Source organism: Pollutimonas bauzanensis (assembly GCF_040393045.1).
Lineage (GTDB): Bacteria > Pseudomonadota > Gammaproteobacteria > Burkholderiales > Burkholderiaceae_B > Pollutimonas > Pollutimonas bauzanensis_A.
Genome location: NZ_JBEBUX010000091.1, coordinates 1 through 17145, shown reverse-complemented (window position 1 = coordinate 17145; position 17145 = coordinate 1). Strand labels below are relative to the sequence as shown.

Annotated in this window: 18 protein-coding genes; 6 read left to right on the top strand and 12 right to left on the bottom strand. The window is 55.2% G+C overall.

Annotated elements, in window-relative coordinates:
- Window positions 1-20: 20 nt before the first annotated feature.
- From ABWO67_RS13860 to fdxA, 10 genes are all read right to left on the bottom strand, one after another.
- On the bottom strand, window positions 21-992 hold the full coding sequence (locus tag ABWO67_RS13860; RefSeq protein WP_353152473.1) for a branched-chain amino acid ABC transporter permease: 972 nt from the start codon (window positions 990-992) through the stop codon (window positions 21-23).
- Complete coding sequence (locus ABWO67_RS13855; RefSeq protein WP_353152471.1) at window positions 989-1876, bottom strand: branched-chain amino acid ABC transporter permease; 888 nt, start codon at window positions 1874-1876, stop codon at window positions 989-991. The genes ABWO67_RS13860 and ABWO67_RS13855 overlap by 4 nt, the downstream gene beginning before the upstream one ends.
- 99 nt (window positions 1877-1975) lie before the next feature.
- Entirely contained in the window at window positions 1976-3187 is a 1212-nt protein-coding gene (locus tag ABWO67_RS13850) for an ABC transporter substrate-binding protein (protein WP_353152469.1), read from the bottom strand.
- A 53-nt stretch (window positions 3188-3240) separates the two neighbouring features.
- Complete coding sequence (locus ABWO67_RS13845) at window positions 3241-3954, bottom strand: ABC transporter ATP-binding protein (RefSeq protein ID WP_353152467.1); 714 nt, start codon at window positions 3952-3954, stop codon at window positions 3241-3243.
- Window positions 3951-4724 (bottom strand): ABC transporter ATP-binding protein, encoded by a 774-nt coding sequence (locus tag ABWO67_RS13840; protein WP_353152465.1) that lies wholly within the window; start codon window positions 4722-4724, stop codon window positions 3951-3953. The genes ABWO67_RS13845 and ABWO67_RS13840 overlap by 4 nt, the downstream gene beginning before the upstream one ends.
- Before the next feature lie 100 nt (window positions 4725-4824).
- The gene (gene nth, locus ABWO67_RS13835) at window positions 4825-5463 is read right to left on the bottom strand and encodes an endonuclease III (RefSeq protein ID WP_353152463.1); all 639 of its coding nucleotides are present in this window, start codon (window positions 5461-5463) and stop codon (window positions 4825-4827) included.
- Window positions 5460-6089, bottom strand: coding sequence for an RnfABCDGE type electron transport complex subunit B (locus ABWO67_RS13830; RefSeq protein ID WP_353152461.1), 630 nt, complete (start codon window positions 6087-6089; stop codon window positions 5460-5462). The genes nth and ABWO67_RS13830 overlap by 4 nt, the downstream gene beginning before the upstream one ends.
- Before the next feature lie 57 nt (window positions 6090-6146).
- Window positions 6147-7373, bottom strand: a complete 1227-nt coding sequence (locus ABWO67_RS13825; protein WP_353152459.1) for a polyhydroxyalkanoate depolymerase — start codon at window positions 7371-7373, stop codon at window positions 6147-6149.
- A 120-nt stretch (window positions 7374-7493) separates the two neighbouring features.
- Entirely contained in the window at window positions 7494-8288 is a 795-nt protein-coding gene (locus tag ABWO67_RS13820) for a ferredoxin--NADP reductase (RefSeq protein WP_353152457.1), read from the bottom strand.
- Between the two features lie 20 nt (window positions 8289-8308).
- A complete protein-coding gene (gene fdxA, locus ABWO67_RS13815) occupies window positions 8309-8632 on the bottom strand; it encodes a ferredoxin FdxA (RefSeq protein ID WP_353152455.1) in 324 nt (107 codons plus the stop codon).
- A gap of 160 nt (window positions 8633-8792) precedes the next feature.
- Between fdxA and pncB the strand changes: the two genes are divergently transcribed.
- Together pncB and ABWO67_RS13805 are read left to right on the top strand one after the other, a co-directional pair.
- Window positions 8793-9968, top strand: coding sequence for a nicotinate phosphoribosyltransferase (pncB, locus tag ABWO67_RS13810; protein WP_353152453.1), 1176 nt, complete (start codon window positions 8793-8795; stop codon window positions 9966-9968).
- Between the two features lie 80 nt (window positions 9969-10048).
- Window positions 10049-10402, top strand: coding sequence for a RidA family protein (locus ABWO67_RS13805; protein ID WP_353152451.1), 354 nt, complete (start codon window positions 10049-10051; stop codon window positions 10400-10402).
- Between the two features lie 15 nt (window positions 10403-10417).
- Here ABWO67_RS13805 and ABWO67_RS13800 read toward each other — a convergent pair whose 3' ends face one another.
- Window positions 10418-10933, bottom strand: a complete 516-nt coding sequence (locus tag ABWO67_RS13800; protein WP_353152449.1) for a flavodoxin family protein — start codon at window positions 10931-10933, stop codon at window positions 10418-10420.
- Window positions 10934-11023: 90 nt separating this feature from the next.
- Here ABWO67_RS13800 and ABWO67_RS13795 point away from each other — a divergent pair, with 90 nt between their 5' ends.
- The 4 genes from ABWO67_RS13795 to accD all read left to right on the top strand — a co-directional run bounded on the left by ABWO67_RS13795 (window position 11024) and on the right by accD (window position 16494).
- Entirely contained in the window at window positions 11024-13315 is a 2292-nt protein-coding gene (locus ABWO67_RS13795; protein WP_353152447.1) for a RelA/SpoT family protein, read from the top strand.
- 128 nt (window positions 13316-13443) lie between these two features.
- Window positions 13444-14643 (top strand): tryptophan synthase subunit beta, encoded by a 1200-nt coding sequence (gene trpB / locus ABWO67_RS13790; protein WP_353152445.1) that lies wholly within the window; start codon window positions 13444-13446, stop codon window positions 14641-14643.
- A gap of 20 nt (window positions 14644-14663) precedes the next feature.
- Window positions 14664-15503: a tryptophan synthase subunit alpha gene (trpA, locus tag ABWO67_RS13785; RefSeq protein ID WP_353152443.1), complete on the top strand. Its 840-nt coding sequence runs from the start codon at window positions 14664-14666 to the stop codon at window positions 15501-15503.
- Window positions 15504-15612: 109 nt separating this feature from the next.
- Window positions 15613-16494, top strand: coding sequence for an acetyl-CoA carboxylase, carboxyltransferase subunit beta (gene accD, locus ABWO67_RS13780; RefSeq protein WP_353152441.1), 882 nt, complete (start codon window positions 15613-15615; stop codon window positions 16492-16494).
- Between the two features lie 390 nt (window positions 16495-16884).
- On the opposite strand, the gene ABWO67_RS13775 is transcribed toward accD, so the two are convergent.
- Window positions 16885-17145 (bottom strand): hypothetical protein (locus ABWO67_RS13775; protein ID WP_353152439.1); only part of this gene is annotated, 261 nt, incomplete at its 5' end.

The following is a 17145-nucleotide window of genomic DNA, read 5'->3' as shown; positions in this document are numbered from 1 at the left end:
TACTGCAACTCAAAAAACCATTAAGCTTTCTTAGTCTTGAACCGATAGATCAGCTCACCGACAATCCCGCGCCGGAACGCCATCACGCAAATAATGAAGATCAGCCCGATAACAATGGTCACCGATTCGCCCAGTATCTGAAACCACTGAATACCGGTAGCGTGGCTTAAGAAACGACCAAATTCGCCCACCTTGTTTTCAAGCAGCACCACAATGAAGGCACCCAGCACCGGCCCAGCGAAAGTGCCCAGGCCGCCTATCAGCGTCATCAGGATCACCATCCCCGACATTTGCCAGGTAGCGTCCGACAGTGTGGCTGATACGAACACCAACGCCTTAGTCGCCCCGGCCAGGCCTGCCAGCGCGGCGGATAGAACAAACACCAGCAGCTTGAAGTTGTCGACGTTATAGCCCAGGGAAATGGCGCGAGGCTCATTTTCGCGGATGGCTTTCAGCACTTGGCCAAAAGGCGAGTTGATGGTGCGCCAGCACACAGCGAAACCGAAGATGAATATCGCCAACACCACGTAGTACAGGTTCAGGTCGTCGGCCAGATTCAGTCCGAACAATTCGCCGCGCGGTATGCCTTGCAGACCGTCCTCGCCATGTGTGAACGGCGCTTGCAGGAAGTAGAAGAACACCATTTGCGCCATGGCCAAGGTAATCATGGCAAAGTAGATGCCGCTGCGGCGTATGGCCAGTGCGCCCATGAGTAATCCCAACAGGGCTGCGACGCCGGTGCCAAAAAGCAGGCCTGCCCAGGTGGGCACACCCCAGACCGCCAGCGCGTGGCCGGTGGCATAGGCTGCCCCGCCCAGGAAGGCGGCATGGCCAAACGACAACAGGCCGGTGTAGCCCAGCAACAGGTTGAAGGCGCAGGCGAACAGGGCATAACACATGACCTTCATGACGAAGATCGGGTACGCGCCCAGTGCGGGCAGCACGGCAATAATGATCGCAACCAGTAAATAGCCTATTAATTGACGATTCATTTTTCTTTCCCGAAGAGGCCTGCAGGGCGTAGCAATAAGACAATAACCATGATGATGAAGACAACGGTATTAGAGGCTTCCGGCCAGAAGACCTTGGTTAGCCCTTCAATAACGCCCAGCCCTAGCCCGGTGAGGATGGAGCCCATGATGGAACCCATGCCGCCGATCACCACAACCGCAAAGACCACGATAATCAGATTCGATCCCATTAGTGGCGAAACTTGCATGACGGGTGCGGCCAAGGCTCCCGCAAAACCGGCCAGGCCGACCCCAAAACCATAGGTCAGGGTAACGACCAGGGGAACATTGACGCCAAAGGCTTCCACCAGTTTGGGGTTTTCTGTACCAGCGCGAAGCAGGGCGCCGAGGCGTGTTTTTTCGATGATGAACCAAGTGATAAAGCACACAGCCAGTGATGCAACCACTACCCAGCCGCGATAGATGGGCAGGTACATGAACCCGAGGTTCACGCCACCTTGCAGCAATTTGGGAGTTGCATAGGGTTGGCCCGATACACCGTACATGCTGCGAAACAGGCCTTCCAGGAGCAGCGTGATGCCAAAAGTAAGCAGCAGCCCATAAAGGTGATCCAGCTTATACAGATGCCGTATGAGTGTTCGTTCGATCAGGATGCCGAATGCGCCTACAACCAGTGGCGTAAGGACGAGCATCAGCCAGTAATTCAGGCCCAGGTATTCCAGGCCCATCCAGGCCAGAAAGGCGCCCAGCATATAGAGCGCGCCGTGCGCGAAGTTGATGATATTAAGCAGACCGAATATCACAGCAAGGCCGAGCGAAAGTACTGCGTAAAACGATCCATTGACCAAGCCCAGCAATAGCTGGCCGAGCAGGGCCTGGATGGGTATGCCGAATATTTCAGTCATATGTGTAGGAAATCCATGACGAGGCGAGTAGGTACAGAGCTATAACGACAATGCTCCCGCGTTCTGCCTGGAGCATTGTCATTCATAGCGACAACGAGTTTATTTTTTGATGAGTTTGCACTTGGACTCAGCGAGCGAAGCATAGACTTTTTCGCCCGGCAAAGTTTCTACAATGTTGTAGTAGTCCCATGGGCGCTTGGATTCAGATGGCTTCTTGACTTGCATGAGATACATGTCGTGAATCATGCGGCCATCTTCGCGCACATAACCATTAGTGGCAAAGAAATCATTGACCTTAGTGGATTTCATCCATTTCATGAGCGTGTCGGCGTCGTCGGTGCCACTGGCTTTGACGCCTTTCAGGTAGAAATCGACAGCCGAGTAGTCGCCGGCTTGCAGGAAGGAAGGCATACGGTTGTGCTTTTCGAAGAAGCGTTCACCCCATTTGCGCGAAGCGTCGTCTTTGTCCCAATACCAGCCACTGGTCAGGTACAAGCCTTGCGTGTTTTCCAGGCCAAGTGAGTGCACATCATTAATGAACACCAGCAAGCCAGCAAGGTTCATGGTGTTGGTTACGCCGAACTCTTTGGCAGCCTTGACCGAGTTGATGAAATCGCCGCCAGCATTGGCCAGGCCAAGAATCTTGGCGCCGGAGGACTGGGCCTGTAGCATGAAGGAGGAGAAGTCTGACGTGCTAAGCGGGGCCCTGACAGCGCCTACCACTGTGCCGCCTGAGCTTTTCACGACGGCTGCCGTATCGCGTTCAAGTGCGTGGCCGAAAGCGTAGTCGGCGGTCAGGAAAAACCAAGATTTTCCCCCGTTTTTTACCACTGCCGAACCCGTGCCGCGAGCCAGTGCGATAGTGTCATAGGCGTAATGAATGGTGTAGGGCGAGCATTGCGAGTTCGTCAGGTCAGACGTGCCTGGGCCAATCGCGATGAAAGGCTTTTTCTTTTCGGCCGCAACACCGGCCATGGCCAGTGCTGTGCCAGAGCTGGTTCCGCCAATCAACACGTCAAGATTTTTTTCGTCGAACCATTCGCGGGCGCGGGACGATGCAATATCGGCCTTGTTCTGGTGGTCTGCAACCAGAAATTCGATTTTCTTCCCATTGATTTCGCCGCCGGCGTCGGCAATGGCCATCCGTATGGATTCAGCGCCTGCCGGGCCGTCAATGTCGGAATACAAGCCTGACATATCGGTAATGAACCCGATGCGGATTACATCGTCGGAGATGCCGGCGGCTTGTCCGGGCGCGGCCATGGTAAGGCCCGCTAGAGCGAATGCGGCGGATAGTGTGCGCAATTTCATATAAGAAGTCTCCTGGTTTTGTTGTGTGCCGGTTGCCCGGCGTTTACCGGTGTTTATACGCCGAGTAGCGTGTTAAGCACGTCTTGTTTTGCTGGTAATTCAGCTGAATCGAATTGCTCGACGATTTGACCATGCTCCATCACGTAGAAGCGGTCGGCCAAGGGGGCGGCAAAGCGAAAATTTTGTTCGACCATGATGATCGTATAGCCTTTGGCTTTCAGGGCCGTGATCATGCGAGCCAGAGCCTGCACGATGACCGGAGCCAGACCTTCGGAAATTTCGTCAAGCAGCAATAGGTTGGCACCGGTGCGCAGAATACGTGCCACGGCCAGCATTTGCTGTTCACCGCCCGAAAGACGGGTGCCTGGCGAGTGCTTGCGTTCCTCAAGATTGGGGAACATGGCGTAGATTTCCGCCAGCGACATGCCACCGCCCAGCGTATCGCCGACGGTGGGAGGCAGAAGCAGGTTTTCTTCGCAGGACAGGCCAGCAAAAATACCGCGTTCTTCGGGGCAGTAGCCAATACCCAGATGGGCAATGCGGTACGTGGGCATGCCGATGGATTCGGTGCCTTGAATGCGGATAGAACCTTTGCGCGAGCCGGTCAGCCCCAGAATGGCGCGAAGCGTCGTGGTGCGCCCGGAGCCATTGCGCCCCAACAAGGTGACAACCTCGCCGGGCGCTACATTCAGGTTCACGCCATGCAATACGTGGGATTCCCCATACCAGGCGTGTAAGTTGGTAATTTCGAGAGCAGCGGTATTCATCCGTGGGCTCCTTCGAGTTCGCCAGTGGTGGTGCCCATATAGGCTTCCATGACCGCGGCGTTGCGGGATACTTCTTGGTAGTCGCCTTCGGCTAGCACAGAGCCGCGTGCCAGGACAGTGATCTTGTCGGCAATTTGAGAAACCACATTCATGTTGTGTTCGACCATAAGAATAGTGCGACCGATGCTGACTTTCTTGATAAGTTGCGTGACGCGGCTGACGTCTTCGTGACCCATGCCTTGGGTGGGTTCATCAAGTAGCATCAGCTCGGGTTCCATGGCAAGCGTAGTCGCGATTTCAAGGGCCCGTTTACGGCCATACGGCAGGTTCAGGGTAATTTCGTTTGCGTATTCGGCCAGGTCGACTTCTTTGAGCAGGTCGTAGGCGGCGTCGTTCAGACGGGAAAGAATGCTGTCGCTGCGCCAGAAATGATAGGAAAGTCCAGTGCTCCGCTGCAAGCCGATACGCACATTTTCGAGTACGGTCAGTTGGGGAAAGACGGCCGAGATCTGGAATGAACGGATGATGCCCCGGCGAGCGATTTGCGCTGGCTTTTCATGGGTGATTTCCTGGCCTGCGAAGAATATTTTTCCCGAGGTCGGCGTGAGGAATTTGGTCAGCAAGTTGAAGCAGGTCGTCTTGCCGGCGCCATTGGGGCCGATCAGGGCGTGAATGGTGCCACGCTTAACCTGGAGATTGACATCGCTGACGGCAACAAAGCCGCGGAACTCTTTCACAAGGTTCTTGGTTTCTAAAATGTATTCGCTCATTACCAACCAGTCGGTTTAAAAAGTATTGAAGGTAGAGCCGAAGTATGAGTGTTACGTTTTCAGAAAACCATGCGGGTTTTTCATAGGTAGATGGAAAACCCTAGTTGGCGGGGGTTTTAAGCTTATATTCGCAAAGGTCAGAAATTCCGCATTGCGGGCACTTGGGTTTGCGTGCTACGCATATGTAGCGGCCATGCAATATCAGCCAGTGGTGAGCATCCAGCAAGAAAGGTTTCGGTATGACCTTTTCCAGTTTTCGTTCCACTTCAACCACATTCTTTCCGGGAGCGATGCGGGTGCGATTGGCTACTCTGAAGATATGCGTGTCGACCGCGATAGTAGGGTGGCCGAATGCGGTATTAAGCACGACGTTGGCGGTTTTTCGTCCAACACCGGGAAGGGATTCGAGCGCAGCGCGGTCATCGGGAACTAGGCTGTGATGCTGTTCGATCAGAATTTGGCAGGTCTTGATGACATTGCTGGCCTTGGTTTTATATAAGCCAATGGTCTTGATGTAACTAGCCAGGCCTTCCACTCCCAGAGCCAGCAATCCCTCTGGTGTGCCGTGTTGGGGGAAAAATTTGCGTGTCGCCAGGTTCACAGATCGGTCTGTCGCCTGCGCCGAGAGAATAACGGCGATCAGTAATTGGAAAGTACTGTCATATTCCAGTTCAGTTGTCGGAGTGGGGTTGGCGGCCTGCAGGCGTTTGAAGATTTCGGTGCGTTTGGCGTTATTCATTGTTTCTGACGACGAGCGCGGGCGCGAGCAAGCGCGGCGGCTATGACTTGTTGACGGGTTTCCGTATCGATGCTGGCGGCCTGAGACAGCGGCGCTTTATTGGCCAAGGTCTTTGCAGCCAGGCTGGACGATTCCGGGTGCAGGGCATCGAGGCGCTGTTGCCGTTGGCGATGATGCTGACGCGCTGCGTCGGCGAGTGTGGGCGTCCATTCTTTATGAGCGGGTTCCATGGAAATGCAGTCCACAGGACAGGGCTCTACGCATAAATCGCAGCCGGTGCATTGGTCTGCAAGTACGGTATGCATGAGCTTGTTGGCGCCGATTATGGCATCTACGGGACAGGCTTGTATGCACAGGGTACAGCCTATGCAGTGGAGTTCGTCGATGACAGCAACCAGTAGTGGCAGGTGTTCGCCGCAATGGGTGTCCAGCGGTAGCTCGGGCGTGTGCAGCAGTGCGGCCAGCGTCTGGATGCCGGCCTGGCCCCCCGGAGGGCAGCGGTTGATTGCTTCGCCATCATTGGCGATAGCCAGCGCATAGGGGCGGCAACCCTCGTAGCCGCATTTCGTGCACTGGGTTTGGGGAAGCACCGCGTCGATGCGGTCGATAAGAGATATTGAAGACATAGGTAAAAAAACCGGGGCCGCGAAGGGCCCCGGGTTTCTATAGATAGAGTCAGGCTCTTAAGCGGAATGGCGTATAAATGCGGCTATTTTAGGGCATATCGTTTCGCGCCAGCGGCGTCCCGAGAAAATGCCGTAATGTCCACAGCCCTGGGCGGTGTAATGTTCTTTGCTGTCTTGGCTGATGCCACTGCAAAGCTTTTGCGCTGCCTGCGTCTGCCCTTGTCCGGATATGTCGTCGAACTCACCTTCGATGGTCAGTAACGCTACCGACGAAATGGCCGAAGGATCTACCTTTTGGCCGTCGACTTCCCAGGTGCCCGACGGCAATTGGTGTTCCTGGAAGACCACCTTGATGGTGTCCAGGTAGAACTCGGCGGGCATATCGAGTACAGCGTTGTATTCGTTATAGAACTGGCGGTGTGCTTCGGCGTCGTCGTTGTCGCCTTTGAGCAAGTCCAGGTAAAAATCGTAATGGGAACGCAGGTGGCGATCGGGATTCATGGCAACGAAGCCAGTGTGCTGCAAGAAGCCGGGGTACACCGGCCGTCCACCGCCAGGAAAACGGGATGGAACGCGATGGATCAGATTGTTTTCGAACCACGAATAGGGCTTGGTCGTAGCCAGGCGGTTAACTTGCGTGGGCGATTCGCGGGTGTCGATGGGGCCGCCCATCATGACCATACTGCGCGGCAGGGAAGGGTCTTTATTGGCGGCCATAAGCGAGATGGCGGCCAATACCGGTACAGTTGGCTGGCAAACTGATACTACGTGTAGATCAGGACCAAGGAACTGAATGAATTCCTGTATGTATTTGACGTAGTCGTTCAGGTGGAAGGGGCCGACTGACGCCGGCACCATGCGGGCGTCAATCCAGTCGGTAACATAGACTTCATGATTGGGCAGCAGTGCGCGCACTGTGTCGCGCAACAAGGTGGCGTGGTGGCCAGATAAGGGTGCAGCCAGCAATATGCGTGGGTCGCCCGCGGCATCGCTGCTTTGTTCACGCTTGAAATGGATCAGATTGCAAAAGGGCTTATGCAATACAGTTTGCTCGACGACTGCGACCTGTTCGCCATTGATTTCAGTGGTGCCAAGTCCCCAGGCGGGCTTTTCGTAATCTTTGCCCAGGCGGTGCACTAGTTCGTAGGTCGCAGCAATTTGGCGCGATACCGGCGTATAGGCGAAAGGGCTATAGGGATGGGAGAAGATCTGGGAGCCTGTGTCGGTGAAGGCGGCCAGTGGCGTTAAAAAAGACCGTTGGAGCTCGTGTAGGTCATACAACATAATTAATGCCTTGTGAAAATATTGTTTTTGTTAGAAGGTTGGCCGTGGGTCGCTGAGGAACAGCCGTCAGCGCAAATCAACATAGGCCAGTGTTATAAGCTAATCACAAAAGAATGTGGATTACCAGTAGTTTTCCACGGCAAGATTGCCTGGATTGCCCCGGCGCCCGACGGCAAAACCACGTTCAGAAAGCAATTTTCGAGCCTCTAGCAACATATCGGGATTACCGCAAAGCATGACTTTCGAAACAGCGGGATCAAGTGCGCAATTGGCTAGCGCTTCCAGTTGCCCATTTGCTATGAGAGTGGTGATCCTTTCCTGGGGAGTATGGGCAAGGGCCTCACGCGTTGCAATGGGCAAATAGTCAAGTTTGGTGAAGCCTGTGGCGCCATCAGCAGCAGGCCCTTGGGCAACCCATTCGAGGATTTTTTGCCGATAGGCCAGTTCTTCTTCGTGCCGCACGCCGTGTACCAATATGATGCGGTTAAATAATTTCCACGTGTTGGGATCTTGCAACAAAGAGAGGTAGGCCGAGAGGCCAGTGCCTGTAGCGATCAGCCAAAGATTTCCACCGGGCTCGAATCGGTCCAGCGTAAGAAAACCAAACGCTGACTTGTCAATGTAGATGGCGTCGCCCACCCGCAGTTGGGCAAGTCGCGGCGTGAATTCGCCAGCCGGGACGACGATGGAATAGAACTCCAGGCCATCTTGCTGTGGCGCAGTCACCATGGAGTAGGCGCGCCAGATAGCCGGGCTGGAGTCCTGGGCGGCCTGCAGCGGTAATCCCAGCCGGGCGAACTGCCCGGGTACGTAGGTAAAACCCGCTGGTTTGGTCGTGGAGAACGAGAACAGTTTGTGCGGCACCCATTGCGTAATGCTGGTAACGGTTTCCCGAGTGTATTTGTGCTCAGCCATGGCGCTGCGAACGGGCGCGTTCAACGTTCCAGGTACTTGAGCTTGTCATCGACGCCATTCCAGTCGTCTGCTTCGGGCAGCGGCTGCTTGGAACGGTTGATGGGCCCGAAGTCGGGAGAGAGTTCGGCATTCAATTCAATAAACTGTACTTGGTCCTGGGGCACATCCTCCTCGGCAAAAATGGCATTGGCCGGGCATTCTGGTACGCAAACTGCGCAATCAATGCATTCGTCCGGATCAATGACCAGGAAGTTCGGACCCTCGCGAAAACAGTCCACCGGACAGACGTCGACGCAATCGGTAAATTTGCATTTAATACAGTTTTCGGTAACCACGTGTGTCATTTCAAGCTCCAACATCAGATACCCGGGATTTTACCTAATAAATCCAGGTAAGCCCGAATTGACCTGAACGCAAAGCAGTCTTTCAAGTCGGTAAATGAAAGGCCCGTATAAATAAGGCTGCGCTCTGTGCTATGGTAACCAAAACATTCTCTGTGCTGCGATGATAATTACCTCGTTACTTGATACCGATCTATACAAATTCACAATGATGCAGGTGGTATTGCATCATTTCCCGGCAGCGCAAGTGGAGTACCGCTACAAATGCCGCACGCCCAACGTGAATTTGCTTCCCTATCTGGATGAAATCCGCGGGGAAATTCATGCGTTATGCAAGTTGCAGTTCACTGAGGCAGAGCTGAAGTATCTGCGCGGCCTGCGGTTCATGAAAAGCGACTTCGTGGACTTTCTTGGCTTATTCCATATGCCGGAGAAATGCATCACGGTGTCGCCCGGGAATTTGCCGGGTGAAATCGACATCACGGTCAAAGGTCCGTGGCTGCATACGATTCTGTTCGAAATACCCGTGCTGGCTATCGTCAATGAAGTGTACTTTCGTAATGTTTGCAAGGAGCCTGCCTGGAAAGAAGGGCGCAAGCGCTTGCAGTCGAAAATGCAATTGGTGACTGATGATCCGGCCTTGGCCGATTTCCGTGTGGCTGAATATGGCACGCGGCGACGCTTTTCCAAAAAATGGCATGAAGAAGTCGTGCGCACTATGAAGGCGCAGATGGCGCCTAACTTTGCGGGCACCAGTAATGTATTGTTGGCCATGGAGCATGGCGTCACGCCCTTGGGTACGATGGGGCATGAATATCTTCAGGCTTGCCAGGCCCTGGGTCCTCGCTTGCGCGACTCTCAGGTTTATGCGCTGGAGGTGTGGGCCAAAGAGTATCGCGGAGATCTTGGCATAGCGCTGTCCGACGTATACGGCATGGACGCTTTCCTGCGGGATTTCGACATGTACTTCTGCAAGCTGTTCGATGGTGCGCGCCACGATTCCGGAGATCCATTCGTATGGGGTGAGCGCTTATTGGCGCATTACGGCGCCAATCGAGCCGATGCGCGTACCAAAACGCTGGTTTTCTCTGACGCATTGACCATCCCCAGGGCAATTGAGTTGGCCAAGCGTTTTGCGGGCCGTTGCAAGGTATCGTTCGGCATCGGCACCAATCTTACTAACGACTTGGGGCATGAGCCTTTGCAAATCGTTATGAAAATGGTTCGTTGCAATGGGCAGCCAGTGGCCAAGGTTTCGGATGCCCCAGAGAAAACCATGTGCGACGATCCCGCTTATCTTGCGTATTTGCGCCAGGTGTTCGAGCTTCCGCCTGCCTGATCAAAGATGGAATGTTTTTCCATGGGGCTTTCCCAAACTCTTATAATTCCCGTTGGATTTTATAATTTGAGAGGATAGGAATGAGCGAAATAGAACGGGTCAACGTAGAAAAGCGTTTATCGGATATGGCTGTTTACAACGGCGTAGCATACTTGGCTGGGCAGGTTCCGGACGACGGTTCACTGGACGTGCAAGGTCAAACAGCCCAGGTTCTGGCGACCATAGATCGCCTGCTGGCGACTGCCGGCACTGATAAGTCGCGTATTCTTATGGCTCAGATATTCCTGACCAACATGAAAGAATTCGATGGCATGAACAAGGCCTGGGATGCATGGGTAGCCCATGGTAATGCGCCTCCCCGTGCGACCGTTGAAGCCCGCTTGGCCAATCCCGACTTCAAAGTCGAGATCGTTGTGACCGCCGCGCTGGCGTAAATCCAATTCGTTTTGCTATAGCAGCAGGGCGGCCAGTGTGCCGCCCAATGTCGTGCAGGCTGCGCGGTCATCGCTGGTAATGGTTTTTTCTGCGTTGATGGCCTGCGGCGTTTGCGCATCAGTATTGATGATAAGCGCGGGGGCAATCAAGCGTAAACGCCAGCCTGTGCAAATTCTTTCCATTTGTCGGGCAGCACCGCTGCCGTCCGAACCTGCGCTGATCATGATGGCGTAAGGCAGGCCATTTAGCTGATCCAGAACTCCGTAGTAATTGCGGTCAAAGAATTCTTTCATGGCGCCGCTAAGCGAAGCGAGGTTTTCGGGCGCGCAAAACAGGAATGCGTCGGCGCCAAGCAGGTCAGCCTGCGAAGCGTCATTGGCGGTTTTGAAGATGATGTCCAGCTTATGGCTGGCCTCGAGTTCGGCGGCGACAGATTTGGCTCCCTCCAGGCCGGCTTCCGCCATTTGCCGAGCTGCTCCTGTGCGCGAATGCCACACGATAAGCAAGGTTTTTTTGTCGCTTGTGTTCATGATGTCCGATTCGCGGTTGTATTTTATAAACGTTAGTATAGAGTCGTCTCCATAGGGCTCGCACTTCTTTGCCTTTTGCCTATTTTTACTATGCCTACGACTGCCATTCCGCTTTCCGATTCTTCGCCATTTGATGCCGAGTGGCTAGACCATGTCTGCAAAGACCTGGATCAGGCAGGCGCAAGCCTGATGGAATTGGCAGCCCAGTGGGTAAGCAAGCCTCTTGCTGGCTTGCTGGCTAAAACCGGCGAGCCTTTGGCCGAACACAGTGCCGCAGTAGTACGTATTCTGGCTGAACTCGGCACCGATGCGGAAACCCGTGCCAGCGCGCTTATTACGGTGCTGCCCGTCGCCAATGGAGCTACCGGCGCTGCCGCCAGCCAGGACGCCTTGCGCAAGGCGTTCGGCTCCGAGGTGGTGTCATTGGTTCAAGGCACGCGTGCGCTATTGCGTCTGGGCGACATGGCGGGGCAGGCCAACGACAATGCCGCCAACGGCAGCGACCAAAAAGAGATGCAGCGCAAAATGCTGCTGGCGATGGCTGCAGACCTGCGTATTGTGCTGATGCGGCTTGCCTCGCGCCTGCAGTCGTTGCGTTGGCATGCCAGTTCCAAGACACCTTATCCTCCCAGCCTTGCGCGGGAAACCATGGAACTGTACACGCCATTGGCCAATCGCCTGGGGATATGGCAGCTCAAATGGGAAATGGAGGATCTGGCCTTTCGGTTCCAGGATCCCGAGACCTATAAGACGATCGCAGGCCAGCTCGAGGAAAAGCGTGTCGAGCGCGAAGCCTTCATTACAGCGGTCGTCGAAACCTTGCAAGGCGCGTTGACAGCGGCCCATATCAAGGCCGAAGTCACGGGGCGACCCAAGCATATTTACAGCATCTGGAACAAGATGCGCATTAAGAACCTGCAGTTCAATCAGCTTTTTGATTTACGGGCGTTGCGTGTCATCGTCGAAGACGAGCGCGCCTGCTATGGCGTACTGGCTTTGGCACACTCCCTGTGGACGCCGGTTTCCAACGAGTTCGACGACTATATTTCCCGGCCCAAGGCGAACGGTTACCGGTCATTGCATACCGTCGTCGCCGACGAGGAAGGGCGCACATTCGAGATCCAGATTCGTACTCACGAAATGCATCAATTTGCCGAGTATGGCATGGCTGCGCATTGGCTATACAAAGAGTCGGGCGCCAAGGGCGGCAAAGTCGCGGCGGCCAGCGGATATGACCAGAAACTTGCGTGGATGCGGCAATTGCTGGCCTGGGACAAGGATGGCGCCAGCGGTGGCGAGGGCGAGGCGTCAGCGACGCAGGCCGGCGAGCCTGCCGTTGCCCGGTCGGCGAAAAAGCCGCCAGCCGCTGAAGCCGAAGAACATATTTACGTCATGACGCCGCAAGCGCGGGTTATTGAACTGCCGGTTGGCGCTACGCCTGTCGATTTTGCTTATTACTTGCATACTGATCTGGGGCACAGGTGTCGCGGCGCTCGGGTGGATGGACAGATGGTGCCCTTGCTCACCCGGCTCGCCACTGGTCAAACCGTGGAAATTATCGCTGCCAAGTCGGGCGGCCCGTCGCGAGACTGGCTCAATACGCAATTGGGGTTTCTGGCCAGCCCTCGTTCACGCGCCAAAGTGCGCGCCTGGTTCAACGCCATTGAATTGCAGCAGCGCATTTCGCAGGGCCAGGCCATGGTGGAAAAAGAACTGCAACGGTTAGGCAAAACGGCGGTCAACCTCGAGCAGCTCGCCCAACAGCTAGAGTTTGCGCGGGCTGACGACTTGTACGTTGCGGTTGCAAAAGACGAATTCAGTCTGCGTCAGATTGATTATCTGTTTACCCCGCAAAAAGGGCGGCTTGCCGATACGGCGGACACTGCCGGCGCACCCGAAGCCAGGGTGTACCAAAGCGGCACTGCCAGCGTTGTCAAAACCGGAAAAAGTGGCGTGCTGGTGGTGGGGGTGGACTCCCTTATGACGCAGCTTGCCAGGTGCTGCCGTCCGGCGCCGCCGGATCTGATCGTGGGTTTCGTGACGCGCGGCCGCGGCGTGTCGATACATCGGCACGATTGCGCGTCATATGAAGCATTGGCACAGCGTCATCCCGAACGACTGATCGATGTGGATTGGGGCGATACCGGCGAGGCGTTGTATCCGGTCGATATCAGCATTCATGCTCAAGAGCGGGACAGTTTGCTGCGCGATGTGTCCGAAATTTTTGCCAAGCTGCGGCTGAACGTGGTGAGTGTCAATACGCATAGTCGCCGCTCTCTGGCTCATATGGTGTTCACAATTGAAGTAAAAAGTGGCGAGCAGATCAGTAAGGTGCTGACTGCACTCAACGAGCTTTCAGGGGTTTCGGCGAGCCGCAGCTAGTCTGCCGAGTGTCAGTGCCCGCCAGACTGTTAAAATGTCGTGCCAAGGACGCTGTTGGTGCCATCCCTGGCTGTTAATCGATCCAGGCGGATCGTTGCAATGATAGTGCTTAACCAGAGAGTAATGATTTGAAATCCTACACGTTGCCGGATATTGACGGGCATTTTGGGCAGTATGGCGGTTCTTTTGTTGCCGAAACCCTGGTCCACGCGCTCGACGAACTGCGCATTGCCTTCGATAAATATCGTACCGACCCCGAATTTCTCGAGGAGTTCGCTTACGAGCTCAAGCATTTTGTTGGCCGCCCCAGCCCGGTCTACCACGCCAAGCGATGGTCGGACAAGCTGGGGGGCGCGCAAATCTGGTTCAAACGCGAAGATCTAAACCATACTGGCGCCCACAAAATCAATAATTGCATAGGTCAGATCCTGCTGGCACGCCGCATGGGCAAGCCGCGCATCATTGCCGAAACCGGCGCCGGCCAGCATGGCGTGGCGACGGCGACCGTCGCAGCGCGCTATGGCCTGGAATGCGTTGTGTACATGGGTAGCGAAGATGTGCGCCGGCAGGCGTCCAATGTCTATCGCATGAAGCTGCTGGGCGCGACCGTGGTGCCGGTAGACTCGGGGTCCCGTACGCTAAAGGATGCCTTGAACGAGGCTATGCGTGATTGGGTCACCAATGTCGAGAATACTTTTTATATTATCGGTACCGTAGCTGGACCGCATCCTTATCCCATGATGGTGCGCGACTTCCAGTCGGTGATTGGCACTGAATGCCTCGAGCAAATGCCGCTGGATGCCGGGCGCCAGCCCGATTATGTGGTGGCTTCGGTGGGCGGAGGTTCCAACGCCATGGGTATTTTTTACCCCTATATTGAACATGCCGACGTACGCCTGATAGGCGTGGAAGCAGCCGGAGAAGGCCTGGAAACCGGTCGCCATGCCGCATCATTGAATGCCGGTTCCGTGGGAGTTTTGCACGGCAACCGAACCTATGTCATGCAAGACGAGGATGGCCAGGTTCTGGAAACCCATTCGATTTCTGCCGGTCTGGACTATCCAGGGGTGGGGCCCGAGCACGCGTGGCTTAAAGATAGCGGCCGGGCGGAGTATGTGTACGTAAGCGATCAGGAAGCCCTGGCGGCCTTTCACGACTGCTGCCGTACCGAAGGTATCATGCCGGCTCTGGAGTCATCGCACGCGATTGCGCACGCGCTTCGATTGGCGCCTACCTTGTCTAAAGACAAAATCATTTTGGTGAATCTGTCGGGCCGGGGCGATAAAGACATGCATACTGTGGCTGATTTCAGCGGCATCAGTCTATAAGAATAAAGGTATATCAAACAATGAATGCTTCGAACCCAAGAATCAAGGCCGCGTTTGCCAAAACCGCGGGGCGCACTGCTTTGATTCCCTACGTCACCGCAGGTGAGCCATCAATTGCCGCCGCTCCTTTGCTGATGCATGCCTTAGTCAAAGCCGGCGCCGACATTATTGAGCTGGGTGTGCCGTTTTCTGATCCGATGGCCGATGGCCCCGTCATACAGCGTGCGGGCGACCGGGCTATCAAACGGGGCGTGGGCCTGCGCAAAGTCCTGGAAATTGTCGCGCAGTTTCGCAAGCAAGATACCACTACGCCAGTCGTACTCATGGGTTATGCGAACCCTATCGAGCGCATGGGCCAGGCTGAGTTTGTCGCAGCGGCCGCTGAAGCAGGTGTCGACGGCGTGTTGGTGGTGGATTATCCACCTGAAGAGGTCGTGGAGTTTGCTGATCAGTTGGGCAAGGCGCTCATTGATCCCATTTTCCTGCTTGCGCCAACCTCGACCGAGGAACGCATTAAAAAAGTTGCCAAGGTGGCGCGCGGTTACGTTTATTATGTGTCCCTGAAAGGGGTGACAGGGGCGGGCAATATCGATACTGTCGACGTGGCCCAACGTCTGGCGGAAATTCGCAAGCATGTGTCGGTTCCTGTAGGCGTAGGTTTTGGTATCCGCGATGCGGACAGCGCCAAGCGTCTGGGAGAACACGCGGATGCAGTCGTCATAGGCAGCAAACTGATCGAGACCATGGAGCAGGCTTGTGTGCAAGCGCAGCAGGCAGGCCAGGAGTCTGGCCAGGTTGATGCCGCTGCTATCAAGGCGGCGGCTGACTGGCTGGGAACTATCCATCAGGCCCTGCTGTAGGCTGCAGGGAATCAGCGATTTGTAAATTTGAACGGGCCGGCTCACGGCCGACCCGGCATAAAAAAACTACAGGTCCGATCTGAAGTCGGGCTCTTATCAGGAATAAACCATGAGTTGGATCGAGAAAATTCTGCCTCCGCGCATCAATCGCAACAATGATGCGACCGCGCGGCGCGTACCAGAGGGTGTTTGGGTTAAATGCCCATCGTGCGAAACCGTACTGTACAAAGAAGACTTGCGAGCAACGCTCAATGTATGTCCAAAATGCAGTCATCATATGCGTATCGGTGCGCGCGCCCGCATCGACGCTTTGCTGGACCCCGAAAATCGGGTAGAAATCGGCCAGACCACGCGTCCGATGGATCCCTTGAAGTTCAAGGATAGCCGCAAATATACCGAACGCGTATCCGAGGCAGTCAAGCAAACTGGCGAAAGCGAAGCCATGGTAGTCATGGGCGGCAGCATCTTGTCGGTGCCTGTCGTGCTGGCTTGTTTCGAATTCGCGTTTATGGGCGGATCCATGGGGTCGGTGGTGGGCGAACGTTTTGCCCGAGGGGCGCAAGAAGCCATCAAGAACCGCACGCCTTTTATTTGCGTTGCGGCATCGGGTGGCGCGCGCATGCAAGAGAGCTTGTTTTCGTTGATGCAAATGGCTAAAACCAATGCCATGTTGACGCAGCTTTCGGCTGCGGGTCTTCCTTTCATCAGCATTCTTACCGATCCGACCATGGGTGGTGTATCAGCCAGTTTCGCCTTTATGGGTGATGTGGTTATCGCTGAACCTAAGGCGCTTATCGGCTTTGCCGGTCCGCGTGTCATCGAGCAGACAGTACGGGAAAAATTGCCGGAAGGTTTCCAGCGTTCAGAATTCCTGCTTGAAAAGGGCGCGATCGATATGGTGATTGACCGCCGCGAAATGCGAGTTGAATTGGCGAGTTTATTGGCCCTGCTGACGCGTCAGCCTGCCGATGTGGTGGCCAAGGCTTCTTAATTCAGGTTCTGAGTTCAGGGCTTCTTGCTGGATATGCGGGGCAGGGCCTTAGCGTTTACTTTCTTGATCATGAAAAATTGGAACGCCGCTGTGGTCGGTTGCGTGCTTGGTTTTTGCGTGACGCTGGCGGGGCGCGCAGGACGAGCGCATGAGCTCTTTTGCGCCTGCCGTGACCGGCGCAACAAGCATGCCAAGCACCAGCCCGCGCCAACGGCGTGTAAAAAAACAAGCATCAACTGAACAAGAGTCGCTGAACAAAAGCCATCACCAACGCCAACGCATCAAACTTAAACCAAAAAGGCCTGAATCCGGTGCAGTACCGAATTCAGGCCTTTAACTCTTGCCCCGTGCTTGTTATCGCCCGGGGCCGTGTTTCGGCGGTTTTCCCGCCTAGTGAGTTTCTACTTGCTGCAGGTCATCTTTAGGGATGACCGCTGCGGGTTTGCGAGCCCGGCCAAGACGTACCGGCGTCACGGGAACTTCGACAGGTGCGAACTTGGTTTCGATCAGTTCCAAGCCGGTTGGAAGCTGAATCTCTGGTGTGGGCGCTGCCTTAGGCTGCTCGACAGGGATGCTTGCAACTGCAGGCTTGGTTTCGATGGCGGCTTCTTCGACTGGCGCGGCAACTGGGGCTGCGGGTGCAGCAACAGG